At 42.3% G+C, this 24,503-nt stretch carries 23 protein-coding genes and 1 pseudogene; 10 read left to right on the top strand and 14 right to left on the bottom strand.

What is annotated here, in order from left to right:
* Positions 1-975, top strand: a complete 975-nt coding sequence (pfkB, locus tag K358_RS0109875) for a 1-phosphofructokinase (protein WP_038150059.1) — start codon at positions 1-3, stop codon at positions 973-975.
* 11 nt (positions 976-986) lie between these two features.
* Positions 987-2,720 carry a PTS fructose transporter subunit IIBC gene (gene fruA, locus K358_RS0109870; protein WP_027696665.1) on the top strand — a complete coding sequence of 578 codons (1,734 nt, stop codon included), beginning with the start codon at positions 987-989 and terminating at the stop codon, positions 2,718-2,720.
* 291 nt (positions 2,721-3,011) lie between these two features.
* Here fruA and K358_RS0109860 read toward each other — a convergent pair whose 3' ends face one another.
* The 4 genes from K358_RS0109860 to K358_RS0109845 form a co-directional block, all read right to left on the bottom strand.
* Positions 3,012-3,740, bottom strand: a complete 729-nt coding sequence (locus K358_RS0109860) for a class I SAM-dependent methyltransferase (protein WP_027696664.1) — start codon at positions 3,738-3,740, stop codon at positions 3,012-3,014.
* Between the two features lie 209 nt (positions 3,741-3,949).
* The gene (locus K358_RS0109855) at positions 3,950-4,360 is read right to left on the bottom strand and encodes a DUF2000 family protein (protein WP_027696663.1); all 411 of its coding nucleotides are present in this window, start codon (positions 4,358-4,360) and stop codon (positions 3,950-3,952) included.
* 15 nt (positions 4,361-4,375) lie between these two features.
* Positions 4,376-4,972, bottom strand: coding sequence for a LysE family translocator (locus K358_RS0109850; protein WP_027696662.1), 597 nt, complete (start codon positions 4,970-4,972; stop codon positions 4,376-4,378).
* 34 nt (positions 4,973-5,006) lie between these two features.
* The gene (locus tag K358_RS0109845) at positions 5,007-5,834 is read right to left on the bottom strand and encodes a helix-turn-helix domain-containing protein (protein ID WP_027696661.1); all 828 of its coding nucleotides are present in this window, start codon (positions 5,832-5,834) and stop codon (positions 5,007-5,009) included.
* Between the two features lie 288 nt (positions 5,835-6,122).
* Between K358_RS0109845 and K358_RS0109840 the strand changes: the two genes are divergently transcribed.
* The 4 genes from K358_RS0109840 to K358_RS0109825 all read left to right on the top strand — a co-directional run bounded on the left by K358_RS0109840 (position 6,123) and on the right by K358_RS0109825 (position 9,100).
* Positions 6,123-7,802 carry an RluA family pseudouridine synthase gene (locus K358_RS0109840; RefSeq protein WP_027696660.1) on the top strand — a complete coding sequence of 560 codons (1,680 nt, stop codon included), beginning with the start codon at positions 6,123-6,125 and terminating at the stop codon, positions 7,800-7,802.
* Positions 7,803-8,145: 343 nt separating this feature from the next.
* Positions 8,146-8,367, top strand: coding sequence for a hypothetical protein (locus K358_RS0109835; protein ID WP_027696659.1), 222 nt, complete (start codon positions 8,146-8,148; stop codon positions 8,365-8,367).
* 24 nt (positions 8,368-8,391) lie between these two features.
* Positions 8,392-8,874: a hypothetical protein gene (locus K358_RS18335; protein WP_027696658.1), complete on the top strand. Its 483-nt coding sequence runs from the start codon at positions 8,392-8,394 to the stop codon at positions 8,872-8,874.
* A complete protein-coding gene (locus tag K358_RS0109825; protein WP_027696657.1) occupies positions 8,840-9,100 on the top strand; it encodes a hypothetical protein in 261 nt (86 codons plus the stop codon). The genes K358_RS18335 and K358_RS0109825 overlap by 35 nt, the downstream gene beginning before the upstream one ends.
* A gap of 8 nt (positions 9,101-9,108) precedes the next feature.
* Here the strand turns inward: K358_RS0109825 and K358_RS0109820 are convergent, their stop codons facing one another.
* From K358_RS0109820 to K358_RS0109805, 4 genes are all read right to left on the bottom strand, one after another.
* Positions 9,109-9,666, bottom strand: coding sequence for a sugar O-acetyltransferase (locus K358_RS0109820; protein ID WP_027696656.1), 558 nt, complete (start codon positions 9,664-9,666; stop codon positions 9,109-9,111).
* A gap of 119 nt (positions 9,667-9,785) precedes the next feature.
* The gene (gcvT, locus tag K358_RS0109815; protein WP_027696655.1) at positions 9,786-10,910 is read right to left on the bottom strand and encodes a glycine cleavage system aminomethyltransferase GcvT; all 1,125 of its coding nucleotides are present in this window, start codon (positions 10,908-10,910) and stop codon (positions 9,786-9,788) included.
* 42 nt (positions 10,911-10,952) lie between these two features.
* Complete coding sequence (locus tag K358_RS0109810) at positions 10,953-12,314, bottom strand: alanine/glycine:cation symporter family protein (RefSeq protein ID WP_027696654.1); 1,362 nt, start codon at positions 12,312-12,314, stop codon at positions 10,953-10,955.
* A 217-nt stretch (positions 12,315-12,531) separates the two neighbouring features.
* Positions 12,532-13,122, bottom strand: a complete 591-nt coding sequence (locus K358_RS0109805; protein ID WP_038150079.1) for a helix-turn-helix domain-containing protein — start codon at positions 13,120-13,122, stop codon at positions 12,532-12,534.
* 450 nt (positions 13,123-13,572) lie between these two features.
* Here K358_RS0109805 and gcvH point away from each other — a divergent pair, with 450 nt between their 5' ends.
* Both gcvH and gcvP read left to right on the top strand, forming a co-directional pair.
* A complete protein-coding gene (gene gcvH / locus K358_RS0109795; protein WP_027696651.1) occupies positions 13,573-13,953 on the top strand; it encodes a glycine cleavage system protein GcvH in 381 nt (126 codons plus the stop codon).
* A 354-nt stretch (positions 13,954-14,307) separates the two neighbouring features.
* Entirely contained in the window at positions 14,308-17,202 is a 2,895-nt protein-coding gene (gene gcvP, locus K358_RS0109790; RefSeq protein WP_027696650.1) for an aminomethyl-transferring glycine dehydrogenase, read from the top strand.
* A 914-nt stretch (positions 17,203-18,116) separates the two neighbouring features.
* Here the strand turns inward: gcvP and K358_RS0109780 are convergent.
* The 5 genes and pseudogenes from K358_RS0109780 to K358_RS19250 form a co-directional block, all read right to left on the bottom strand.
* Positions 18,117-18,467 (bottom strand): hypothetical protein, encoded by a 351-nt coding sequence (locus tag K358_RS0109780; protein WP_244875248.1) that lies wholly within the window; start codon positions 18,465-18,467, stop codon positions 18,117-18,119.
* 74 nt (positions 18,468-18,541) lie between these two features.
* Positions 18,542-19,468: a zinc dependent phospholipase C family protein gene (locus tag K358_RS0109775; RefSeq protein WP_027696647.1), complete on the bottom strand. Its 927-nt coding sequence runs from the start codon at positions 19,466-19,468 to the stop codon at positions 18,542-18,544.
* A 284-nt stretch (positions 19,469-19,752) separates the two neighbouring features.
* The gene (locus K358_RS0109770) at positions 19,753-20,784 is read right to left on the bottom strand and encodes a hypothetical protein (RefSeq protein ID WP_027696646.1); all 1,032 of its coding nucleotides are present in this window, start codon (positions 20,782-20,784) and stop codon (positions 19,753-19,755) included.
* Between the two features lie 87 nt (positions 20,785-20,871).
* Entirely contained in the window at positions 20,872-21,645 is a 774-nt protein-coding gene (locus K358_RS0109765) for a hypothetical protein (protein WP_027696645.1), read from the bottom strand.
* Between the two features lie 86 nt (positions 21,646-21,731).
* Positions 21,732-21,830: pseudogene (locus K358_RS19250) on the bottom strand (LysR family transcriptional regulator); the annotation flags it as partial.
* 189 nt (positions 21,831-22,019) lie between these two features.
* Here K358_RS19250 and K358_RS0109760 point away from each other — a divergent pair.
* Positions 22,020-22,541 (top strand): TetR/AcrR family transcriptional regulator, encoded by a 522-nt coding sequence (locus K358_RS0109760; RefSeq protein WP_027696644.1) that lies wholly within the window; start codon positions 22,020-22,022, stop codon positions 22,539-22,541.
* Complete coding sequence (locus K358_RS0109755) at positions 22,538-23,587, top strand: alcohol dehydrogenase family protein (RefSeq protein ID WP_027696643.1); 1,050 nt, start codon at positions 22,538-22,540, stop codon at positions 23,585-23,587. The genes K358_RS0109760 and K358_RS0109755 overlap by 4 nt, the downstream gene beginning before the upstream one ends.
* 82 nt (positions 23,588-23,669) lie before the next feature.
* On the opposite strand, the gene K358_RS0109750 is transcribed toward K358_RS0109755, so the two are convergent.
* Positions 23,670-24,479 (bottom strand): MetQ/NlpA family ABC transporter substrate-binding protein, encoded by an 810-nt coding sequence (locus tag K358_RS0109750; protein ID WP_027696642.1) that lies wholly within the window; start codon positions 24,477-24,479, stop codon positions 23,670-23,672.
* Positions 24,480-24,503 lie beyond the last annotated feature (24 nt).

The raw sequence follows: 24,503 nt of genomic DNA, 5'->3' as shown, positions 1-24,503 counted from the left end.
ATGTCTATCAAAAACACGTCATCCAAAAAAGTGGTCACCATTACCCTAAACCCAGCACTCGATTTGACGGGTCACTTAGCCGATAACCTCAATGTAGGTAGCGTTAGCTTAGTATCGAGCAGCACATTGCACCCTGCTGGTAAGGGCGTAAATGTCGCGAAAGTGCTTTCTGATTTAGGTGCCGATGTCACGGTTACTGGCTTTTTAGGTGCCGATAATCAAGAAGCATTTTGTCAGTTATTTAAAGAGATTAATGCTAGCGACCGTTTTATTCGCGTTTCTGGTGCCACTCGCATCAATGTCAAATTGGTCGATCAAGCCAGTGAGGTAAGTGACATTAACTTCCCGGGGGTCGAAGTCGATCAAACCGCAATTGAAGCCTTCGAAGCCACCCTTGATGAGCTCGCCCAAGATCATGATTACTTTGTGATGGCTGGTAGCCTACCCCGTGGTATTAGCCCAGAGCTTTGTGCCGAGTGGATTGAATCGCTACACCAAAAAGGCAAAAAAGTGATTTTTGATAGTAGTCGTCAAGCATTAAAAGCAGGGCTGAACTCTCATCCGTGGCTCATTAAGCCCAATGATGAAGAGCTTTCAGAACTGATTGGAAAAGAGCTACACAGTATCGAAGATTGCCAACAAGCCGCGCAAACTTTGGAATCAAAAGGCATCGATAACATTGTGGTGTCGATGGGTGAAAAAGGCGTGATGTGGTTAAACCAAGGTCAATGGCTACAAGCGGAACCGCCTCGAATGGAAGTAGTGAGCACCGTTGGCGCGGGTGACACCTTGGTTGCCGGACTTACGTGGGGCCACCTGAATCAAGATTTGGACAAAGACAATTGGCCACAAGAAAAAGTTTTAAGCTTTGCCACGGCACTGTCGGCACTCGCTGTCACTCAAATTGGTGTTGGAGTAACTGATCTTACTCCCGTGAACAACCTACAACAAAAAATTCGCATTAAAGCGATATAAGGGAATTACCTATGAATATTGCCATTATAACTGCATGCCCAAGTGGCGTTGCCAACAGCATTATCGCCGCAGGTTTATTAGAACAAGCCGCGAAAGATCTAAACTGGAATGCCACAGTGGAATGCCAGTCGAGTGTTATTCCACATCAATCTCTGACGCAACAACAAATTGATGATGCAGAAGTGATTGTCATCGCAGCGAATACTGCTGTTGATACGACTCGCTTTACGGGTAAAAAAGTTTATCAAGGCGACATTAATTCGAGCCTAACTGACACTCAAGCTTGGCTAGAAAGCGCCGTTAAGAAAGCCTCGCTTTTAGAGCAAGGTTCAGCCCCAGTAGCGGAATCTGTATCAAACTCAAAAACAACCAAAATCGTTGCGATTACTGCTTGCCCAACAGGTGTTGCTCATACCTTTATGGCGGCCGAAGCACTAGAAGAAACTGGCGCCAAACTCGGTCACCAAATTAAAGTAGAAACCCGTGGTTCAGTTGGTGCAAAAAACCAACTAACAGAGCAAGATATCGCAGAAGCGGATCTCGTGATCATTGCAGCAGATATAGAAGTTCCACTGGATCGTTTCGCAGGCAAGCCTCTGTATAAAACCAGTACCGGCCTAGCCCTAAAGAAAACTGAGCAAGAGTTTGCCAAAGCCTTTGAGCAAGCTACACCACATCAAGCCGGTCAACAATCAAGCGCTTCTAGTTCTTCTTCAGAAGAAAAAGCTGGCGTCTACAAACACTTAATGACCGGTGTTTCTCACATGCTGCCATTAGTAGTTGCCGGTGGTTTGGCTATCGCGCTTTCATTTGTGTTCGGTATCGAGGCCTTTAAAGAAGAAGGCACACTAGCCGCAGCCTTAATGACAATTGGTGGTGGTTCAGCCTTTGCATTAATGATCCCGGTTCTCGCTGGTTTCATTGCGTTCTCCATTGCCGATCGCCCAGGTTTAGCTCCTGGTTTAATTGGCGGTATGCTTGCTAGCTCAACCGGCGCAGGCTTCATCGGCGGTATCATTGCCGGTTTCCTAGCGGGTTACGCAGCTAAATTTATTGCTGAGAAAGTGAAACTTCCGCAATCAATGGAAGCGTTAAAACCAATTCTGATCATTCCATTATTAGCGAGCTTGTTTACTGGTCTTGTGATGATCTACGTCGTTGGTGGCCCGGTTTCAGGCATCATGACTGCAATGACTGAGTTCCTAAACAACATGGGTTCAGCTAACGCGGTACTGCTTGGTATTATCCTAGGCTGCATGATGTGTTTCGACCTAGGTGGTCCAATCAACAAAGCGGCTTACACATTTGGGGTTGGTCTATTAGCATCGCAAACTTACGCGCCAATGGCGGCGGTAATGGCGGCTGGTATGGTTCCAGCGCTGGGTATGGGTCTAGCGACATTCTTAGCCAAAGATAAATTTGCTCAATCCGAACGTGAAGCAGGTAAAGCATCATTTGTTCTTGGTCTGTGCTTTATCTCAGAAGGTGCGATTCCATTTGCCGCGAAAGATCCAATGCGTGTTATCCCAAGCTGTATGGCGGGCGGCGCATTAACCGGCGCACTCTCTATGCTATTTGGTGCAAAACTAATGGCACCACACGGCGGCTTGTTTGTACTGCTAATTCCAAATGCGATTTCACCAGTGCTTTTATACCTTGTAGCAATTATTGCCGGTACGGTAGTAACAGGCGTGACTTATGCCTTCTTGAAAACCAAGGCTGAAGCTAAGGCGGTTATCGCTTAACTGCTTAGCTTAAATTCTAAGCATTACTTTACAGTGTAAACCGCGAATCATATTGTATGGCTCGCGGTTTTTTTCGTTTCTAAATAAATATAACTAAAATAATTGAGGTTGTAGTAAGGCAACAAGTGAATGAAGTCCCTACCTAACGCCGGTAACAAAGCTGCTGCTTCAAGTTCTAAGGATAAAAAGACATTAAAGTTTGAAGCTCATTTTTGGACAAAAGCCATTTATTAAATGGCTTTTGTCCGATTAAAAAAAGCATTATCAAGTATCTTAAGTATTTGTATGGATTCACTTTTTCATAGCTTTTATTATTAACATCATTGGTCTTCTCAATTCATCATGCCAACCCATTTTTGCCACCATTTCATCCGATGGTTTAGGCTCTAGTACCGCTAGAATTTCAAATCCTTCTGACAACAAAGCAGATATATTATGTTCTATTGTACGATGATATTTAATGACTTCGCTTCCTAGAAATTCAGTTACTCTTTGCCCCTCATGAAAATAGTTATCCAAAGGCCAATGTTGAACTTTGCTATTTTCGTAATGCCAATCTTGAGAGCTATTTGAAGTAAAAATTGGATGTTCAACCGAATAACAGAGAACACCTTTAGATTTTAATAACTTTGATGCTTTATGGAAAACCGAACTAATGTCTTCAACGTAATGCAAAGCAAGGGAACTCAATATTACGTCAAATGATGCTTCATCTGCCTCAAAATCTTCTATCGCACATTGCTCGAAAGTAACTTTTCCTTTGTCCGTTAATTCACGGGCTTTCATCAACATTTTTTTTGATAAATCGATACCTACAACAATGTCAGCTCCTTGTTCAACTGCATATTGACAGTGCCATCCGTAACCACAACCTAAATCGAGCACTTTTTTTTCAGACAATTCAGGTAAATTAGTACGAAATATCTCCCATTCACCAGCTGATTTTAGGCCGTCTATCGATCGCGGCATCTTGGAGTAAGCCTCAAAAAAAGCAGGATCGTCATATTTATTTTGTTTCACAATCAATTCTCCATTACACACTACTAGCTGTTAGTTTTTGATAAATTTTCGTAAGTTAAATGCGTACTATAAAGGCCGTAAGATACAATTATTTTTAACAATTTTGGAGCAATGATTCCGCTTAATTAGCGCCGGACAAAAATGAGCCAGACTTTTTTCTGGCTCGTTATCCTAGATTAGTGTTATTACAGATATAATCTACTTCAACCCTAATCGTGAAGCTTCGCACCTTTGACCACTTTATCCACTAATTTTTTCTCTGCACACATAGCAATCCCGACTAGGGGTAAGCTTTCCGTATCATAGTAACGAACGGTGCTTCGATTAGCTTCATCATGACCCGTTGCGAACATATCTTCGATGAATATTGCGGTTTCAATGTTTGCACGATTAGCGCGTTGAATAAAAGTAGGCAGTTTACTTCTCTTCACTTTAAGTACAATTGCTGGCTGAATACAAAGCGGTAGGTAGGTGCTGTTACTCCCATCCACATATCGTTCTCCAGTCTTAACCGCTGATGTCGAAGTGATGCCACCAGATAAAAAACTTACAACATTCAATTTCTGCCATACTGGTAAGTCCTCTGCCACAACAATGACAAACTTAGAATCAAATTGCATATAACCTCTTATTAATCAGAACACTAAATCAATGACGGGCGGTACACCCATCTTTAAGCCAACAAACAGTAACAACACTGCCATTAGCTTATTCATTACAACTAAATAGTCAGTTTCGTTTATCTTTTTGCCAATAAGACGTCCAGCGATGTAGTAAACAGTAGGAGCACCAAACGCAAGTAGTGCCAAAATAGCGCACCATAAAAAGATGTACCCGCCTGTAATACCTGCTGATGGAAATTGAACTGTTGCAATAGGCAATACAACCGTAATGCCTTTCGGGTTAAGAAGCTGAAGCATCAAGCCGTCTCGCAGATTCATGCTTTGGCTTGGCTTTAATTCAACCTTACCCACTTGGCTTAAGAATATTTTGTATGCCAACCAAAGAATGTAAATAGCACCCAGTATTGCTGTCCATTGTAAGAAAGCATTATTCATTAATGTCTCACCAATCAGCGAAACAGCACTGAATAATGCAAACATGGCGATCGAGACACCGAGACTAAAACCAAATATCGAATTTTGTTTCTGTATGCCACTGTTTAAGCAGATAGCATTGACTGGCCCTGGGGTGTACATGACCCCTAGAGCATAAATAATTATGTCCAGCATAGGTTCTATCTTTTGGTAGATGCTTTAGTTGAGGCTAAAGCGAGAGTTGTTTTTGGTATTGTGTCGGCGTGATGCCAAACGTATTCTTAAAGTTACGATTAAGATGACTTAAATCGGAAAAACCGTACTTAAAAGCAATATTCGTTGCATTGTCTCCTAATTCTAATTCGCATTTTACACGATTGATTTTATAGCTAAGTACATACTGGTGTGGCGTCATGCCAAACTGTTTGTTAAACAGTCGAATGAAATGATATTTAGACATATTGGCAGCGCTTGAAATCTCTTCAATACCTAGTTTTCGATTAAGGTTAAAGTGAATAAACTCCTTTGCTTGCTCCAATAGTTTATCTGTTCGCCTATAAGCTACCTTATCAATAAAAGAGCCATCTCCAAGACGAACAATCGAATGAGCGATGCCGAGTAACAGGTGCTCTTCTTCTAGTGAAGAAAGTGGCTGCTCTAAGTTCATCAAGCGTGCAATTGAAATGATCTGTTTTTGCAAAACCGCGTCATGGAAAGATGATACTTTCAATAGAGACTGGTCTTTAGATACATTGCCTATGCTTTGCATCAAACTCATCATTGTCGATTCAGGTATGTAGACCATTTCATACTCCATATCTTTTCCACCTCCAGCATGCCCATCATGAACCTGTTCTGGATTAAAAAAGATCACGTTTCCTGCCTGACTTTTATGAAAAATTCCATTACTAAAAAAGTCCTGACGGCCACGGCATGTCACACCGATACTGAACTCTTCATGAGCATGTTTACCGTAGCTAAAGTCTTTGATCTTTGCAGAAAATGAACACAATCCTTGAGTGTGCGCACTTTTTTGATAACTAAATTGTTCTTGCATGCTTACAGACTCAACCTATTTAGTGGAAACATAATGAAAGTATAGAGAGCAAGTGATAGTGAAGATAGAACAAAATTGCTAAATGCATAACAGTTGCTTTTTCTTACCTAGCCAACTTTGAGGCATAAACTTGCTAGAACAAAAGGTAAGTTGTCACAACAGCGTCAAAACGTTTTGAACTTTATTGTCATTTGTAAGCTTTAATATCCTCCAACACCAAGGGTATAAATTGGTATTCCAATATGAAACCAGTACAATTACTCCGTTTATTTAATTCGAGTCGCTGCTATGTCTTGTTTCACCGCTTTTACTACTGACGTTTCTGATATCGACTTACCAGAAAAGTTCACCTTTCCATTTTGCTATGAGCCACATCCGTTAAGCCAAATTGCCGCCAAACAACTACAGCAGTATTTAGAGTCTCAAACCGATTGGCAACATGACTTTGGCTTTGAAGAAAGCAGCAAGGAAGCCGGTAAAATGTTTGGGGTTCTAGTAGTAAAAAACGCTCAAGGAGAGCTTGGTTTTTTATCGGCATTTTCAGGAAAACTGGCTGATAAAAATCACCTCCCTCATTTTGTACCACCGGTTTTTGACATGCTCACCGAAGGCAGCTTCTTCCTTGAAGGCACTGCGCCGATTAATGTGATAAATAATACAATCAAACAACTTGAAGCAGAGCCTGAACTCGCTTTATTGCAACAAACTATCCGTGATTTTAACCAGCAAGCACAACAAGAAATCGAAGCATTGCGCCTTTCTATTGTCGAAAACCGCAAACGTAGAAAAACATTAAGACAACAAGCTGAATCCAGCCTACAAGATAATGAAATACAAGCTTTACTTGCGGATTTAGGCAAACAAAGCGTGGCCGAAAAAGCGCAACAAAAGCACTTAAAAGCCCATTGGCAACAGCAAATAGAAGAAGCAGAACAACAACTACAACAAAAAGTGGCTGTGATCGAACAATTAAAACAAGATCGCAAACAACAATCCGCCAAACTACAACGAGAATTATTTGCTCAGTACCAATTTCTTAACCGAGACCAACAATCCAAATCGCTACTGGATATTTTCAAGACTACCGCCAATCCAACACCACCAGCCGGCTCCGGAGAATGTGCCGCGCCCAAGCTTCTACAATATGCTTTCGCGCATCACTTTGCGCCTATTTGTTTAGCTGAATTTTGGTGGGGAGCCTCACCGAAATCAGAAATTCGTCAACATAAGAAGTACTACCCTGCTTGCCAAAGTAAATGCCAGCCTATTCTTTCTCACATGCTAGAAGGTATTGAGCTGGACGAAAATCCTCTGCTTAAGAATCACGCGGAAGGCCAAGAAATCGACATCATTTATCAAGATGAAGCGATAGTGGTCGTCAACAAACCAGCAGAGTTTTTATCAGTACCCGGCGTTAATGTAAAAGACTCTGTCTACACTCGCTTGCAAGCTCTCTACCCTGATGTAGAAGGCCCGTTTGTGCTGCACCGCTTGGATATGTCGACTTCTGGCTTACTGGTTTTTGCACTCACCAAGCGCGCCAATAAAAGCCTACAAAAGCAATTTATTACCCGTGGTGTTGAAAAAAGATATGTCGCCCTACTCGATGGGAAATTAACAGAAGAAAGTGGCGATATTGATTTACCACTACGTGGCGATTTAGAAGATAGACCAAGACAAATGGTGTGTTTCGAACATGGTAAACCAGCGCAAACCCATTGGCAATTAATCGAAACAATGACCATTGACGGCCTAGAAAAAAGTAAAGTTTATCTCTACCCTAAAACTGGTCGAACCCATCAATTGCGAGTCCATTGTGCCCATCAAAATGGTTTAAATATGCCAATCACAGGTGATGACCTATATGGAGAAAAAGCCAACCGTCTGCATTTACATGCGCAACAGTTGGCTTTTGATCATCCATACACCAAAGAGAGAATGGTATTTGAGGTAGAGGCTGGGTTTTAATTACCTGCTATAGAAATAAAAACGTCCATCAATCTAACTCTGCTGGACGTTTGTTTAACTATATTGTTTGTTTAACTATATTAAGAGCAATTAATACTCAAACTTACTGAGACAGAGTTTGACCATTAAGGGCAGTAATCACGTAAGTATCTTCTTTTGGCTTATCTTTATTTTAGTAGGTATCTCGTAGAGGTGAACCGCCATTGGTTTGCACCTTACGGCTCCTAACAATGCCCTCATAATCAGCATAATAGTATGGCGTAACATAGATTTTCGCCTCGCAATTGCATCAATAACGTTGTATGTTAAATAGTGTTATCTCATGTAATAAAGGAGCTAGAACATGGTCACAGCAAAAAATCAAACCCCAAAAGAAAAAATTGAAGCAGCCACCGCAGAAGCCATCGACTCAGTCAAAGACCAAGTAGAAGAATCACTGAATGAAGGTTCAGAAAAAATCAAAAATAAAGCCTCTCAAGCGGAAAATATCATCAAAGAACACCCACTATTAAGTGTCGGCTGTGCATTTTTGGCAGGCTGGGCTATTTCTAAAATTATCAAATAAAGCTATCAGTAGAGATTTCTTGTTATGAAAGACACCAAAAAAGTGTTGCATGAAAACGAGCCTTCTGATGACTTTCAAGCGGATGCACCATCGAACTCTCAAGGAATAACCGAAAAACTAGACGAGATAAAAACTCTACTGAATCAAGCCTCTAGCGTGATAGCAGAAGTTGGGCAATGGTCTGAATCTACGGCTCAACTTTTCTATCTCGAAGTGCAAAGAAACCTAGCTGCCGCAAAGCAATCCATCATTTGCCAACTTTTGCTTATTCCTTTGCTTATTATGTTTATCTTCAGTGCGTGCGTGTGTGTTGGCATAGCATCCTATGCTCTAACCCAAAATCTATTAATCGGGATAGCGGCGTTCTTATTTTCGATGGGCGTTATTTTAATCGGTTTGATATTTTGGCAAAAACGCTTGATACGATTCTTTGGCTTCCAAGAAACGATGTCTCAATTAAAGGAGGGCATCGATGTCATCTCTAAAGCAACTCAATCGCGCGATTAAATTAAAGAGAATGGAAGGTATGCAGGCGAGTCGTGAAAGCCAATTGGCACTTGGCTTATGCTTAAAAACGCTCACCGCTTATTCAAAAAATAATCCTTTCCAACTCAGCATCGGATTGGCTTTAACTAGCATCATCATGGTTAAGTATCGAAAAAAGGTTAAACTCTTTTATCCATTTGCCTCTTTCGGTATGAATTTATTAAGCCAATTCAACGCTAAACACTGATTCCTTCTTTAAGAATCAGAATCAAGCATGCGAATTAACTTCACTGGTGTTCCGCCGTATAAGCTATCCGGTGGGATATCTTTATTCACCACTGAGTTTGCCGCAATCACAGCACGAGCACCAATCGTCACTCCTTGCAAAATTACACTATTTCCACCAATCCATACATCATCTTCCACCACAATCGGTTTACTAAAGGTTTCCCAACGGCGGCGACTTTCAAAATCAAGGGAATGACTAGCAGTGTAAAACTGAACGTTAGGCCCAATCAGAACATGATCGCCAATGATGATCGGTGCGTTATCTAGCATGATGACATTCATGTTAAGAAAAGTATTCTTACCTATAGAAATCGGCTTACCAAACTCACACTGAAATGGCGGGGTAATAATACTTTCTTCACCAAGTTGGCCGAGCATTTGACCAAGAATAGCTTGTTGCTCTGTAATGGTAATCGATTGATTTAGTTGTAGCTTCAATTGAGCAGTTTTGGTGCGTACCTCTGAAACACTGGCATCCATGCCATCAAAATCCTCTCCTTGCAGCATTTTTTCAAATTCTGTCATGATCATTCTCATTTTGCAGGGTAGGTAGTATTAGAATAACGAAATAATTAATAAATGATAATAAAAAAACCAGTAACCTTTGTGGCTACTGGTTGTATTTTTAACTTACAAATGAAGTATTAACCGCGATAATAACGCTGTGGTACGAACGGCATTTTTTCTACTGTCATTGGTAATTTCTTACCACGTACATCAGCAAAGATCTCAGTGCCAATTGCAGCAAACTCAGTGGCAACATAAGCCATCGATACTGGCTTGCCGGCAGTTGGTCCGGCAGTACCGCTGGTGACAATACCGATTTCATTATCTTGCGCATCAAACAGCTTACAACCTTCACGAACGGGCGCTTTGGTTTGCCCCACTAAACCAACACGCTTACGAGCAACGTCTTTAGTTTCGATTTGTTTTAAGATGATATCTGCCCCCGGGAAACCACCCGCACGCTCACCATCAGCGCGACGTGGTTTACTGATGCCCCACAACAAACTCGCCTCAACCGGTGTGGTGGTTGTATCAAGGTCATGCCCATAAAGGCACAAACCACACTCTAAACGTAGTGAGTCACGCGCACCGAGGCCAATCCATTCTACTTCTTCACAAGCCGTCAGCTTATTCGCCAACTCAGCCGCTTTATCACTAGGAACCGAAATTTCGTAACCATCTTCACCGGTGTAACCTGAACGACTGACAATGCATTCCACGCCATCGATATCGATCACTTGCACATCCATAAACAGCATATCGGCAACTTGCGGTTGAAAACGCGCTAACACCTCTGCCGCTTTCGGGCCTTGCAAAGCTAACAATGCGCGGTCTTCAATCACTTCAATTTCAACATCTTGCGGAAGATGCGCTTGTAGGTGAGCAATGTCTTGCGCTTTACACGCCGCATTGACTACCACAAAAAGATGATCGCCAAGGTTTGCTACCATGAGATCATCCATGATGCCGCCTTGTTCATTGGTAAAGAACGCATAGCGCTGTTTACCCGATGGAAGATCGATAATATCAACCGGTACTAATGCTTCTAACGCCGCTGCAGCACCTTGTCCTTTTAAGCGTAGTTGCCCCATATGGGATACATCAAAAAGACCCGCTGCATCACGAGTATGCAAATGTTCCTTTTTTACGCCAAGCGGATACTGAACAGGCATATCGTAACCTGCAAATGGCACCATTTTGGCACCAGCTTCAAGGTGAGCCGCATGTAACGGCGTTTTCAAACATGTATCTTGATCGGTCATTTATCCTCCATCGGGCTTTCGCCTACTGCAACCTCTGATCGATTAATCAGTGGTTTCTTTGATAGTGACATCTTTCCCTGAGAAATAGTCACGAGTTAATTTAAATACCACTGGGCTTAGTAACACCAAGGCAATTAAGTTTGGAATCGCCATCATTGCGTTCATGGTATCGGCCAGAAGCCAAATAAAGTTTAATGAGCTCATCGCACCGACTGGCACGGCAAGAACCCATACTATACGGAACGGTTTAATCGCTTTAGTGCCAAATAAGAATTGGACACACTTTTCACAATAAAAGCTCCAACCTAAAATGGTGGTGAAAGCAAAAATCGCCAACGCGATAGCCACAATCACATTACCAAATGAGAAGGTGCTACCAAATGCGCTTGAGGTTAGCGATGCGCCTGTTTCACCCGACATCCATTCGCCAGACAAAATGATCGCAAAACCGGTAATTGAACATACGATGATGGTATCAATGAAAGTACCAAGCATCGCAACCAAACCTTGTTTCACTGGGTTCTTAGTTTTCGCGGCTGCGTGAGCAATCGGCGCAGAACCTAGACCGGCTTCATTGGAAAACACACCACGAGCCACACCAAAACGAATTGCTGCCCACACTGCTGCACCAGCAAAGCCGCCTTGCGCTGCCACTGGGCTAAACGCACTTTCGATGATTAAAGAAAACGCAGCTGGAATATCTGAAATATGAGCAATCATCACCCCTAAACCAGCAACGATATAACACAGCGCCATTAGAGGAACCAGTTTACCTGCCACTTCAGAAATACGTTTAATACCACCAATCAGAACCAAACCAACCAGCAGCATCAGCACCACACCAGTGACCACAGGGGAGACGCCAAAGTTGCTATCTAATGCGTCTGCCACCGAGTTTGCTTGTACACCGTTACCAATACCAAAACCGGCAATCGCACCAAAGATGGCAAATAAGGTGCCTAACCATGCCCATTTTTTCGACAAACCGTTTTTGATGTAATACATCGGGCCACCGACATAATTACCATGCTCATCTTTTTCACGATAGGTCACCGCACATACCGCTTCCGAATATTTGGTTGCCATACCCACTAATGCGGTACACCACATCCAAAACAAAGCGCCCGGACCACCGAGTGCAATTGCAGTTGCCACACCAGCAATATTACCAGTACCAATGGTGGCAGAAAGAGAAGTCATTAAGGCATTAAATGGCGTAATGTCCCCTTCCGATGAGCTGGTACGCCCATTCCATAACAACTTAAAACCTTGCGGCAGTTTTAAAATTGGCATGAATCTTAGACCGAGCATTAAAAATAGCCCGACACCTAAAATCATCACCAACATTGGGACGCCCCAAACGACCCCATTAACAGTAGAAATAAAATTGGTTAACGCTTCCATGTGAAGTCCTTTCTCTTATGATTATTCACTTATGTCCGCTTATATCCACATGACTTGGGGATATAAGAACACAAATCGAACCAGGGCCACGCAAAAACCACTCCATAGAGCATGCTCTGAATGAGTTCATCATAATCATGAAAAACGATCGTACCTAGTAAGAATCATAAAAGTGTGAAAAAACACTCATTTTTGTAACAAATAAACAACATTATGCTTATTTAGCGGTGACCCATAGTATTAATGCATCGTCATCACTGACTGAAATTAAGGTATGCCCCATACTGGCATCGTAGTACACGCTATCGCCTTGTTTTAACTCAACCGGTTCATAAAACTCACAATAAAAGCGCACTTCCCCTTCCAACACGAGTAAGAACTCTTCGCCATCGTGACGGATCCATTCTTGATAATCATCGAAACTGCGTGAGCGAATTCGGCTTTTGAACGGCACCATTTTCTTATTAGAAAGTTGAGTCGCCAATAATTCGTGCTCATAAGTCGTAGTTGGATGAGGCTTACCTTCACCGGCTAAAGTCACGTCACGTCGACCAACGGCACTCGCTTGTTTTGGTGGCTCAAAAATTTGCGGGATCGGCATATCCAATCCAATGGCGAGTTTTTGCAAAGCCTGAAAAGTCGGGGAAATTTGCTCGTTTTCGATTTTAGATAACGTCGAACGCGCCAACCCTGTGCGCTTACTGGCTTCTTCTAGCGTTAGCCCCATCTGCAAACGGATATCTTTCAAACGCTGCCCTAGATTCAATGGTGTTAAGGTTTGCTCTGGATCGTCTGACTGAAACGTCATCTGCTTATTTATTAATTCACTTTTTACACTCACCGATGTCCCCTATCGTGTGCTATCCCTTTTTCGCAGCCTTAAAATCTAGAACTCCACTAGATATACCCAAGTTACTAGGGCTCAAAGCAAACGATTGCTTAAACAGTCTACCGATTCAAAATATCAGATTAAAGGGAAACTATTTCCTAAAAGGTGCGGTAGGTAACAAAAATGGAAATCTTGTTTCTTATAGGAAACTTTTGGTTGAATAATCTACTTGTGAAAAGTATGTTATGGGTAATCGCATGCAAGAATGGTAAAGGCTTGAAAGGAAATATTTCCAGCCAACTTCCGTTCTTTTTAAATACACATTCAATGACTACACTAATTATCGTTTTCGTTTTGCAAACCTAAAGGCAAACGATTGCGCAATAAATCATTGATTAGAAAAACTTTCTATTTTTAGGAGCAAATAAAATGGACATGACACTAAAATTTACCGAAAGCCACGAATGGGTTCGTGATAATGGTGACGGTACAGTAACCATCGGTATTTCTGAACACGCTCAAGAAATGCTAGGCGATGTGGTTTTTGTTGATCTACCAGAAGTTGGTGACACTGTTGATGCAGGCGAAAGCTTTTCTCTAGTGGAATCGGTGAAAGCGGCGTCTGATATTTATGCTCCTGTGACCGGTGAGATCGTTGAAATCAATGAAGAACTAGAAGACAGCCCTGAGCTTATCAACAGCGAATCTTATGAAGGCGGCTGGATTGTTAAAGTGAAGCTAGATGACGCTTCTGAATTAGATAACTTGCAAAGTGCGGAAGATTATCTGGCGAGTATTGAAGAAGACTAAAAGATAGTTGCGTTTCTCGAGTCTCGGGCGCTGTGCTGCTCGGGGCTTGGAAAAGATGGTTACGAGAGCCGAGTGCGCTTCGCTTCGAGTTGCGAGGAAAAGCAAAAGAAACGTCATCCTGAAAAGCGACGTAGGAGCGCAGTTCTGGATCTCCGACAGCGAGTAACTCACCTATTGAGTGCACATACGTTTTAGGAAATATCCGTACCTTATTCGCCTAGGCTCTATGTGCGGACTGACGACGTTCTGTTTCGCTTTTCCTAGGAACTAGGGACTTTCTACTAGAAACCGCTCTTCAAATTTCTATAAAGTCAGCCTTTATTCGCTGGCTTTTACTTTAATTCAGGTAACACCATGACTAATCTAATCAATGATTTATGTAACAGCCAAGAGTTTATTGGTCGCCATAATGGGCCTAACTCTAACGATCAACAAGCCATGCTCGACATCATTAATTCACTCAGTGATAGCAAGGCAGATTCTCTTGATCAATTAATCGAACAAACCGTTCCCGCTCACATTCGTTTGCAAGCACCTATGAATTTAGATGCGCCAATGAGTGAAGCGGACATGCTGACAAAAATAAAAGGTATTGCACAGCTCAACAAAGTGCAACGTACTTTCATCGGCCAAGGTTATTACAACACTTTCACGCCTAACGTTATCCTACGTAATGTGCTTGAAAATCCAGGTTGGTACACCGCTTATACGCCTTACCAACCAGAAATATCTCAAGGTCGTTTAGAGTCTCTACTCAACTACCAACAAATGGTGATCGACCTAACGGGCATGGATATCGCCAACGCATCTCTACTCGATGAAGCTACCGCAGCCGGCGAAGCGCTGACTCTTTGTAAACGTGCCGGCAAGAGCAAAAGTAACGTGTTCTTCGTGGCCGATGACGTTCATCCTCAAACTATCGAAGTCGTCAAAACACGCGCTGAATTTATTGGCTTTGAAGTGATGATTGGCAATGTTGATAGCCTACCTCAACAAGATGTGTTTGGCGCGCTACTGCAATACCCAAATACTACCGGTGAAGTTCGCGATTTAACTGATGTGATCGCAGCAGCGCAAACCAATAAAACACTGGTGACAGTTGCCACTGATCTACTGGCTTCAACCCTATTAAAACCTGCAGGTGAAATGGGTGCAGATGTGGTAATTGGTAGCGCACAACGTTTCGGCGTGCCAGTTGGCTACGGCGGCCCACACGCAGCCTTTATGGCAACTCGTGAAAAACACAAACGTACTATGCCAGGTCGTGTGATTGGGGTTTCTATCGATAGCAAAGGCAAGCAAGCATTACGTATGGCGATGCAAACTCGTGAGCAACATATTCGCCGCGAAAAAGCGACTTCGAATATTTGTACCGCTCAAGCACTACTTGCCAACATGGCTTCTTTCTACGCGGTCTATCATGGTGCAGAAGGTTTACGTACTATCGCGCGTCGTACTCACCACTTTACCGCGATCCTTGCGGCAGGCTTACAATCAGCTGGTCATAAACTAGTACACGATACTTTCTTCGATACCATTACAGTCGACAGCCAAGAACAAACCGAGCGTTTATATCAATCGGCACAACATGCCGGTATTAACCTACGCAAGCTGCCATCTCAAATTGGTATCAGCCTAGATGAAACCACTAAAGCACAAGATATCGAAGCGCTATTTGCTGTGTTCTCGGTAGAAGGTAACGTTGAAACGTTCTCTAATGATATTGCTGCCAATGAGTTCGGTGCGATTCCGACCGCTTGCCAACGTACCTCTGAGTTCTTAACTCACCCAGTATTCAATACTCATCGCAGCGAAACTCAAATGATGCGTTATTTGAAGAAACAGGAAAACAAAGACTTCTCATTAACACACGGCATGATCCCACTGGGTAGCTGTACCATGAAACTCAATGCTGCCGCTGAAATGCTCCCAATCACTTGGCCTGAGTTTGGCGCAATCCATCCATTCGCACCATTAGAGCAAGCGGCCGGATACACAGCCCTTGCCGATTCTCTGAAAAAGCAATTGTGTGAAATCACAGGCTATGATGAGTTTTCTCTACAGCCTAACTCCGGTGCTTCTGGTGAATATGCAGGCTTAATCGCCATTCAACGCTACCACCAAAGCCGTGGTGAAGGTCATCGTAATGTTTGCTTGATCCCAAGTTCTGCACACGGTACTAACCCAGCTACTGCTTCTATGGTTTCCATGAAAGTGGTCGTGGTGATGTGTGATGAATACGGCAACATCGATATGCAAGATCTTGCAGCCAAAATAGACAAACACCACAGCGAGCTTTCAAGCATTATGATCACTTACCCATCGACTCACGGTGTGTATGAAGAACAAGTGCAAAAAGTCTGTGACATGGTACATGCAGCTGGCGGTCAGGTTTACCTTGATGGCGCGAATATGAACGCACAGGTTGGCTTAACCAATCCGGGTGTAATTGGTGGTGACGTTTCGCACTTGAACCTACATAAAACCTTCTGCATTCCACACGGTGGTGGCGGTCCGGGTATGGGTCCTATTGGTGTGAAATCGCACCTTGCGCCATTCTTACCAGGTCACATTGAAAATGGTCATCTCGGAATAGGACAGTCAGGTAAAGATTATGCGGTATCAGCTGCGGCACTAGGTAGTGCTTCTATTCTGCCAATCTCATGGGCTTATATCACCATGATGGGCGGCACAGGCTTAACCGAAGCCACTAAGGTTGCGATATTAAACGCTAACTACATCATGGAGCGTCTACGTCCACACTACCCGGTACTTTACCGTGGTCACAATGGTCGTGTCGCGCACGAATGTATTATTGATATTCGTCCGCTTAAAGACGCAACCGGCATTAGCGAAGAAGACATTGCCAAACGCTTGATGGACTACGGCTTCCACGCGCCAACCATGTCATTCCCTGTAGCGGGTACGTTAATGGTCGAGCCAACCGAATCCGAAGGTAAAGCTGAACTGGACCGTTTCTGTGATGCGATGATCGCCATCCGTCAAGAAATGGACAAAGTACAGCAAGGTGAATGGCCGCTAGACAACAACCCGTTAGTCAATGCGCCACACACTCAAGCAGACTTAATGAGCGACACATGGGATCATCCGTACACTCGTGAAGAAGCTTGCTTCCCATCTGCCCAAGCCAAAGATGCCAAATACTGGCCAACCGTCAACCGTGTCGATAATGTCTACGGCGACCGTAACTTGATTTGCTCATGCCCGAGTATTGAGAATTATCAGTAAGGTTTATAAAAATGTCACATCACAATTAAGTTTGTGACTTAAACTTTACAAAAGAAAAGCGAACCGGATGGTTCGCTTTTTCTTTTAGATCGAATTGAAAATGAAAGACATCGATGAAACAGAGCAAACTCTTATGCGTCGGAATTAAAACTCATCTTTGGACAATTCAGAGTTACCGTGTTTACTAATTTAGCAAATTGCGGATTGTTTGGGGTATAGCAAAACCTCTAATGTAGTGGTCAATTTCACCTATCCACTACAATCCAGCAAATCAAAGATAATTACGACCTAGTTTTCGATGACGATGGTAGCGGAGAGATCGCTGATATTGTAGCCATCAAAAATAACGATGATTCCGAGCTAATTATAGATTTATACCACTGCAAATATTGTACTAAAAAGAAAGGCGTAGCGAAGCCTGGAGCACGAGTAGACGATATCTATCAAGTGGCAGGGCAAGCTGTGAAAAGTATTAAGTGGTTCGCTAACAAAGAAGCTCTGATCAACAGATTAATCGATAGAGAGCGAGTTAGATTAAGTCAAGAGAAGGCGTCACGTATAGACAAAGGAACACTAGAGCAGCTTATCCATCTGTCAAATGTTGCTAGATATTCCTCATTTAGAGTTGGCGTAGCAATTGTTCAACCTGCCATTTCCTAAGCAGATGATTTATAAAGATATTCTATCAGTTTTAGGATCCACTGAGGCTTATATTGATGAAATATCAGGTGTCAAACTACGGGTTATCGTTAATCAAGCGTCATAATGGAAAGCCTAGTTTATATAATTAAACATGATTAGGCTGACAGTGTTGTTGCAGAGTGGTTTTGGCCACCTAATTAGAAGTGATATCATCATCTGATGACCTGTTTTACTTATCCCCTACAGAACGAAATCATGTATCTAAGCAGTAATTAGTTGGAGCAAATTGCGGCTGCATTAAGTTTGATTTTACAGGTGTTTGGCTGTGGGGAGTTCCAGTAAATTTTGTCAAATGCAGCGTTACAACCGACATCCTCCATTAGTGCGATGTTGCCATCACATATCAGCATTACTGCATTATCATCTTGGAATTCTGAAATAATTCGATAATCAGAAATGTTCGCCTGTTTCGCCAGTTCTGGGAGTTTAGCTAGTTTCTCGGAGTTTGAAGAGGTCGCATTTTCTATGATCTCTTCGCTAGTTAGACCTATGGTATCACCAAACTTTAGTTCACCATCAATAGCTTGGGTAGCATCCTTTAAAATAGAAGCTATATCATACATTACTTCTTCTGAGTATCTTGCATGAGTCACGCACGAGGTCAACGTTAGTATAAACGCTATAGTGGTAAATAATCTCATTGGTTTCCCCAAGCAGTAAGCAATCCGCGTTCACAACGGCCTGTATCTAAATTCCAATTCTTGAAAAAGCCTGTTGACTGATTTTCATAGACAGAACTTGCAGTTTGTTCCCAGAACAATTGGATAGTTTCAATTGCTTTATCAAAAATCTCGTCATAATGCTTAAGACCATGTGGTGTTTCTAGATTTTGAATAAATACAGTATTCACCTCATTTTGAAGTGGATATGTTAGCCCTTGATTTGATGCAACATGCCTTGCCCAAGGAAATAAGCGATGTGACTCTTCAGCATTATCTACAACCAATTGGAAACCGCTATGCCATGCATTAATGTCTGGCTGGCACTCTTCTTCATAAACAGGATAAACGACTGAGAGGGCATTATTCCAAATATTTTGAATAATCGGATCTATCAAATCATCATCATTACTATCTACACAGCTTCCAATATTTTCCTTTATTCGATCAGCGAAACCAATATCGCCAAGCTGCATTCTGGAGGTCCAGATATAGGCATCCTGATTCATTTCACAGACCCTATGATCCTTTGCATTTTCGGCATAAGGCCCAACTTTCATTTCAACGACTGGATGAATAGTAATATCAGCAGCTACATGTGCAACAAAACCACATAGCCAAGCAAAGGCTTTTTCTAGGTGTTCGCTATCTACAGACTTTACTTGAGCAACTAGAGCATCTATCAACTTGCCAACGTCGTTGTAGTGCATTTCATCTGCCCACTTATTTTGTGCAGAGTCCATAATGGCTAAATAAGGGTAGTCAGGGCTTACACAACCGAGCTCTAAGTACTTTTTATTTTGGGCTAAGGCCTTTTTAGCATTTCGGGGCATATTTAAATGGCGCAAAGCATTGTTTGCAGAGGCCACGTTTACTGCTGCGATGTGAGCAAAAGCACCTGGCATTATTACCTCTATTTTTTAATGTAAGAATACTGAGTCTACTATGTATGAAATATACTATTTGCGACTTAAACCTAAATAAATGCATATACTTATTATACAAACTCTTTCCCTCAACTATCGTTGGTGATGCATATGTTCCTGATCAGTATCGGTCACGAAAGCCCCCCTAAATGAGTCACCTAAAAAATCTGAAATGAGAAAAGCGAGTACTGTGAAGTGCTCGCTTTTTTGTTGGGGTTTGTATTGTAAATTACTCTAGAGAAGGGACTCTCCATATAGCCAATTTAAGACAACTGCTGCAACTTATGCTCAACCAACAAATTATCTGGTGCGATCTTCTTAGCGACTTCTAAAAGCTTTAACGCATCATGTGGGTTGTCTTGCTGATGCTTAGTCGCAATCTCTATCAGTGGTTGAATATCAATGGTCTTCTTATGTTCTTTGACATGCGCTTTTTTCTCATCAATTAACACATTATGCGCGGTGCTCAATAAACCTAGACGATGGGCAGAGTTTGCATTGGCTTTATTGAGGCAATCGTAGTAGTCCTCTTTTAGGCGTAGTGTTTTGGTTTGATGGCGAAATTGGGCAATATCGATCTGTTGGTAGCGAATAAAATCCACCGCAACTTGCTTATAAAAGCCAAACTTATTTAGGTAAGTAGCGTGGGTGCCGTGACCCATACCGAATACTCTTAAATGCGTCAGTTGTGGGTAACGCTTGGCGTGTAGGCGGTCAATTTTATTGGTTGGATCATAAATGATGTAACCTTGTGCATCACCAAGATCTAAATCGTGGTAGTCCCCTTGCCAATCAAATTGTTGGGCGAGGTCGGTACTGCTTCTATCATCCCAAGGCACGAGATCTTTATTTTTGGTACTGACAGGATGAAACAACAACACTTGATCCAGTTGCAACAATTTTGCGAATGCACCGATAGCAAAACCACCGCGGCTTAACCCATAACCTAGACGAGACTCAAACGGCGCTAACAAGATAGATAATTGCTCTAGGAAGAAAATTAAATTACGGCTACGAAACCAATTACTTTTACCTAGATGCTGAAAAGAGATGATATTCACATTTTGCTTTTGGGCGAGGTTGTAACCCCAAGGTGCAAAGTCTGAGTGTAAATCTTGTTGCTGTAGATTGGTGCCAGCAGGCGAGAAGGTGAACAGCAGTGGCTTGTTTAAGTCGACAAACTCATATTTAACAAAAACATCGTCTAGTAAGTCTTCCCCTGTTATTGGTAGCCTCGCTTGTTGCTCTTGTTTATCAAGCGAAGACCATTCATCCAACCAATACAGTAACTTCATTTATCCTCCATCTAAACTGCCTTAAGCAATTGTTTTAAATTTATTTGTGTCGTATTTCCCATCTAATACTAATCGCAATAAGGAAATTCAGTCCTCTTTTAAAAACTGGATTTTGACTTGTTCATTAAATTGAGAAATATCTATTGTCTGATGATGAATAAATTGCTCGACCATCTGATTATAAAAATCTCGTCTGTCTAAGTTATTCGGGTGGATGCCATGCCCCATTCCTACCACGGTAAAATGGGTCAGTTCTGGGTAACGTTCAGCATGAAGCCTATCGATGTCATTGGTTGGATCATAAATGATATAACCCTGAGCATTCCCAAGGTCGCGATCATGATAAGCGCCTTGCCAATCAAACTGTTGAGCGAGCTTAGTACTAGGACGATCATCCCACGGCACCAGTGATTGATTTTTGGTACTGACTGGGTAGAACAACAAAACATGATCCAGTTTAAGCAAGTTAGCAAAGGCCCCAATCGCAAAACCACCACGGCTTAGGCCATAACCTAGTCGAAGCTTGAAAGGCGTTAGCAACATCGAAAGTTGTTCAAGGAAATAAATCAAATTAGGGCTACGGAACCAGTTACTGATGCCAAGGTGCTGAAAAGCAATCACATTCACTTGATGTTGTTGAGCAAGTTCATAGCCCCAAGGAGAGAAGTTGTCATGCAGATCTCGCTCTTTCACATCCGTACCAGAAGGAGAGAAAGTAAACAATAGCGGCTTGTTTAAATCCACCAGCTGATAGCGGACAAATACATCATCAAGTTGACTACTTCCAGAGAGAGGAAGACCGGATTGCTGTTCATTTTCGGGAAGGGATACCCATTCATCCAGCTTATACAGTAATTTCATTTATCCCTCTCACAAATTTGATGCCGCGCACCTTAACAAAAAAGAGGGGGTAATGTAAAACCAAGTGGGAAATTGTGCAGGTGTTAACTTGGCATAGCCGGAGATAACCCTAGCTCATGACCAGCCATGCTAATGCTTTGACTTGATGCCAAGCGAACAAGCAATTTTAGGTGTTCTATGTTCATAGTAAATTCAATGCCGTCCATTCAGGGCTAATCATGGTTTTATTCTATCGTAAATCGTTTCACTTGTAGGGTGAACTATTTCGTCATTTTATCAATTTTCTTGACATAGGTAGAACAAACACTCTACCCTAAAGGTAGAGCGTTCATTCTACCTAATTTATCCGATTCACATCTAACCGGGGCTATTTCATGTTAAAAGAACAAATCGCAGCTAGTTTAGAACAAGCATTCAGCGAATTAGGTTTTGCTGAGCCTAGTGTTGCTCAACTGAAATCAGCCTGTGGTGTTAGCTTAAGAACTTTATATAAACACTACCCTTCAAAAGAAGAGATGATCGTTGCCGCCTTAGAGCATCGCCATCAGCGCTACCTAAACTTTTTGTTAGAAGACTCACCAGAAGCAGGGATTGATTCCGTGCAGCATATCTTTAATAAATTAAGATTGTGGATGGAAACCTTTGCTCCTCATGGTTGTATGTCGATGAATGCGTTAGCTGCTTTTCCCGATAACGATGTCATTAAGCAAACCGTCAAAGCACATAAAGATGATGTTCGGTGTTTTTTAGGTAAGCAAAGTTTACGTGAGGATTTAGCTACCGCACTCTTTCTATTGCATGAAGGCCTTTCAAGCGCTTGGCCGATTGTCGGAGACGATGCGCTCCACTCAGCTCAATTCAGCGTTTTAACATTATTATCGGGAGAACAGCCATGATTACATTACCTATCACCATGAGCGCCGTATTACTCAAAGGACATGGCGACACAGAAATGCTGGAATATCGCGACGATATTACAATACCAACGCCACAAGAAAATGAAGTATTGATCCGTGTATCAGCAGCTGGAGTCAACAATACTGACATTAACACGCGCATTGGTTGGTATTCCAAAGGTGACAACGACAGTGACGATGCAAGCTGGAGCGGCAATGCACTCCAGTTTCCACGTATTCAAGGTGCAGATGTCTGTGGCGAAATCGTTGCGGTAGGTAATGGTGTCAATTCATCTCGCATCGGCCAGCGAGTATTGATTGAACCCTGCATCAATGATGTGAATGGTGAGACAATTAATCCACCTTGGTATTTTGGATCAGAATGTGATGGTGGGTTTGCCGAATACACCGTCGTCTCATCAAAACATGCCCACTCATTAAATTCATCACTCACAGATATCGAATTGGCTTCCTTTCCTTGCTCATACTCCACCGCGGAAAATATGCTTACTCGTGCGGCAGTCATTAAAGGTGATCGAGTATTAATTTCCGGAGCATCTGGAGGCGTAGGTTCGGCGGCTATTCAGTTAGCAAAAGCACGTGGCGCAACGGTAATCGCCATCACAAACCCAGAGAAAAATGCGCTATTACTCGAACTTGGTGCCGATCAAGTCGTCAGTAGACACACTAATCTTGTCGAAAATTTGGGTGCAAACAGTATTGATGTGGTCATTGATTTAGTAGCCGGTGAACAATGGCCTCAATTTTTAGATGTTCTACGTCCAAAAGGTCGTTATGCAGTTTCTGGTGCAATAGGAGGGGCTATGGTGAACTTAGATATTCGCACACTCTACCTTAAAGATTTAAGCTTCTTTGGTTGTACCGTACTAGAGCCTGAAGTGTTTGCTAACCTTATTCATCATATTGAACAAGGAAACATCAAACCATTAGTCGCTAAAACTTTTCCTTTGGCTGAAATACATCAAGCGCAACAAGCATTCCAAGAAAAAAGCCATGTAGGTAAAATTGTTCTAACAGTAAAATAAAATATCTTAATGACTTTAAATATAAAAACGAGCACCTCATTTGAAGTACTCGTTTTTGTTTTATTCTAAATTAAATACTCGATTAAAACGCTGGCTCAATCGTGCCTTTAAAAGTGGTTTGGATGAAGTCACGAACCGGTTGTGATTGATAAATCTCGACAAACTTTTTATACGTTTCGTTATCTTTATCTGCTTCTCGTGAGGCAATGATCATAACGGCTAATTCCGCGTCTTTTGCTTCAAAGTAGATGCCTTGTGTTTTTGGATCTAGACCAGCAGACATTACGTAATTCATAGTGATCACAGACGCATCAGCATCAGTTAACGTTCTTGGTAATTGCGCGGCATCCATCTCGATAAAATCAAACTGCTTTGGGTTATCGACAATATCAAACACTGTCGCTTTCGAGCCTAAACCCGGTTTTAGCGTAATAAGCTTCGCTTCTGCTAGTAACAATAAAGCACGGCCACTATTGGTAGGATCATTAGGAATAGTAATGGTGGCATTTTGCGGTAAATCAGCCAAGTTTTGATACTTATCGGAATACACGCCCATACGCATCAGAATAGATCGACCGATTGAAACTAAATGCGCCTTGCTGTTGTTATCATTAAAGTTATTCAAAAAAGGTTGGTGCTGATAACTGTTTAAATCAATGCTGCCATCGACTAGCGCGGCATCCGGTGTGATGTAATCAGAAAAGGTCACCACCTCTACTTTCAGCCCATGTTTAGCCGCTTCTTCTGCAACAGCTTCAACCACTTGGGCATGTGGCCCAACGGTTGCGCCGACTCGAATCACTTCGGTTTTTTCTTCTTGTCCGCAAGCGGTTAACCCTAATGCCAAAGGAAAAAGTAGTGCTAGCTTGGTAATGGTTTTCTTAATTGTCATAAATATCCCTTTAAATGAAAATAG

The organism is Vibrio litoralis DSM 17657, assembly GCF_000426765.1.
In the GTDB taxonomy this organism is placed as follows: Bacteria; Pseudomonadota; Gammaproteobacteria; order Enterobacterales; family Vibrionaceae; genus Vibrio; species Vibrio litoralis.
The sequence above is the reverse complement of the archived record's forward strand: the minus strand, read 5'-3'. Positions and strand labels throughout refer to the sequence as shown.

Bases quoted from the DNA above. Each gene is read 5' to 3' on its own strand.
- pfkB (WP_038150059.1), top strand. From the start codon at position 1: ATGTCTATCAAAAACACGTCATCCAAAAAAGTGGTCACCATTACCCTA.
- fruA (WP_027696665.1), top strand. From the start codon at position 987: ATGAATATTGCCATTATAACTGCATGCCCAAGTGGCGTTGCCAACAGC.
- K358_RS0109855 (WP_027696663.1), bottom strand. From the start codon at position 4,360: ATGCAATTTGATTCTAAGTTTGTCATTGTTGTGGCAGAGGACTTACCA.
- K358_RS0109850 (WP_027696662.1), bottom strand. From the start codon at position 4,972: ATGCTGGACATAATTATTTATGCTCTAGGGGTCATGTACACCCCAGGG.
- K358_RS0109845 (WP_027696661.1), bottom strand. From the start codon at position 5,834: ATGCAAGAACAATTTAGTTATCAAAAAAGTGCGCACACTCAAGGATTG.
- K358_RS0109840 (WP_027696660.1), top strand. From the start codon at position 6,123: ATGTCTTGTTTCACCGCTTTTACTACTGACGTTTCTGATATCGACTTA.
- K358_RS0109835 (WP_027696659.1), top strand. From the start codon at position 8,146: ATGGTCACAGCAAAAAATCAAACCCCAAAAGAAAAAATTGAAGCAGCC.
- K358_RS18335 (WP_027696658.1), top strand. From the start codon at position 8,392: ATGAAAGACACCAAAAAAGTGTTGCATGAAAACGAGCCTTCTGATGAC.
- K358_RS0109825 (WP_027696657.1), top strand. From the start codon at position 8,840: ATGTCATCTCTAAAGCAACTCAATCGCGCGATTAAATTAAAGAGAATG.
- K358_RS0109820 (WP_027696656.1), bottom strand. From the start codon at position 9,666: ATGACAGAATTTGAAAAAATGCTGCAAGGAGAGGATTTTGATGGCATG.
- gcvT (WP_027696655.1), bottom strand. From the start codon at position 10,910: ATGACCGATCAAGATACATGTTTGAAAACGCCGTTACATGCGGCTCAC.
- K358_RS0109810 (WP_027696654.1), bottom strand. From the start codon at position 12,314: ATGGAAGCGTTAACCAATTTTATTTCTACTGTTAATGGGGTCGTTTGG.
- K358_RS0109805 (WP_038150079.1), bottom strand. From the start codon at position 13,122: ATGACGTTTCAGTCAGACGATCCAGAGCAAACCTTAACACCATTGAAT.
- gcvH (WP_027696651.1), top strand. From the start codon at position 13,573: ATGGACATGACACTAAAATTTACCGAAAGCCACGAATGGGTTCGTGAT.
- gcvP (WP_027696650.1), top strand. From the start codon at position 14,308: ATGACTAATCTAATCAATGATTTATGTAACAGCCAAGAGTTTATTGGT.
- K358_RS0109780 (WP_244875248.1), bottom strand. From the start codon at position 18,467: ATGTATGATATAGCTTCTATTTTAAAGGATGCTACCCAAGCTATTGAT.
- K358_RS0109775 (WP_027696647.1), bottom strand. From the start codon at position 19,468: ATGCCAGGTGCTTTTGCTCACATCGCAGCAGTAAACGTGGCCTCTGCA.
- K358_RS0109770 (WP_027696646.1), bottom strand. From the start codon at position 20,784: ATGAAGTTACTGTATTGGTTGGATGAATGGTCTTCGCTTGATAAACAA.
- K358_RS0109765 (WP_027696645.1), bottom strand. From the start codon at position 21,645: ATGAAATTACTGTATAAGCTGGATGAATGGGTATCCCTTCCCGAAAAT.
- K358_RS0109760 (WP_027696644.1), top strand. From the start codon at position 22,020: ATGTTAAAAGAACAAATCGCAGCTAGTTTAGAACAAGCATTCAGCGAA.
- K358_RS0109755 (WP_027696643.1), top strand. From the start codon at position 22,538: ATGATTACATTACCTATCACCATGAGCGCCGTATTACTCAAAGGACAT.
- K358_RS0109750 (WP_027696642.1), bottom strand. From the start codon at position 24,479: ATGACAATTAAGAAAACCATTACCAAGCTAGCACTACTTTTTCCTTTG.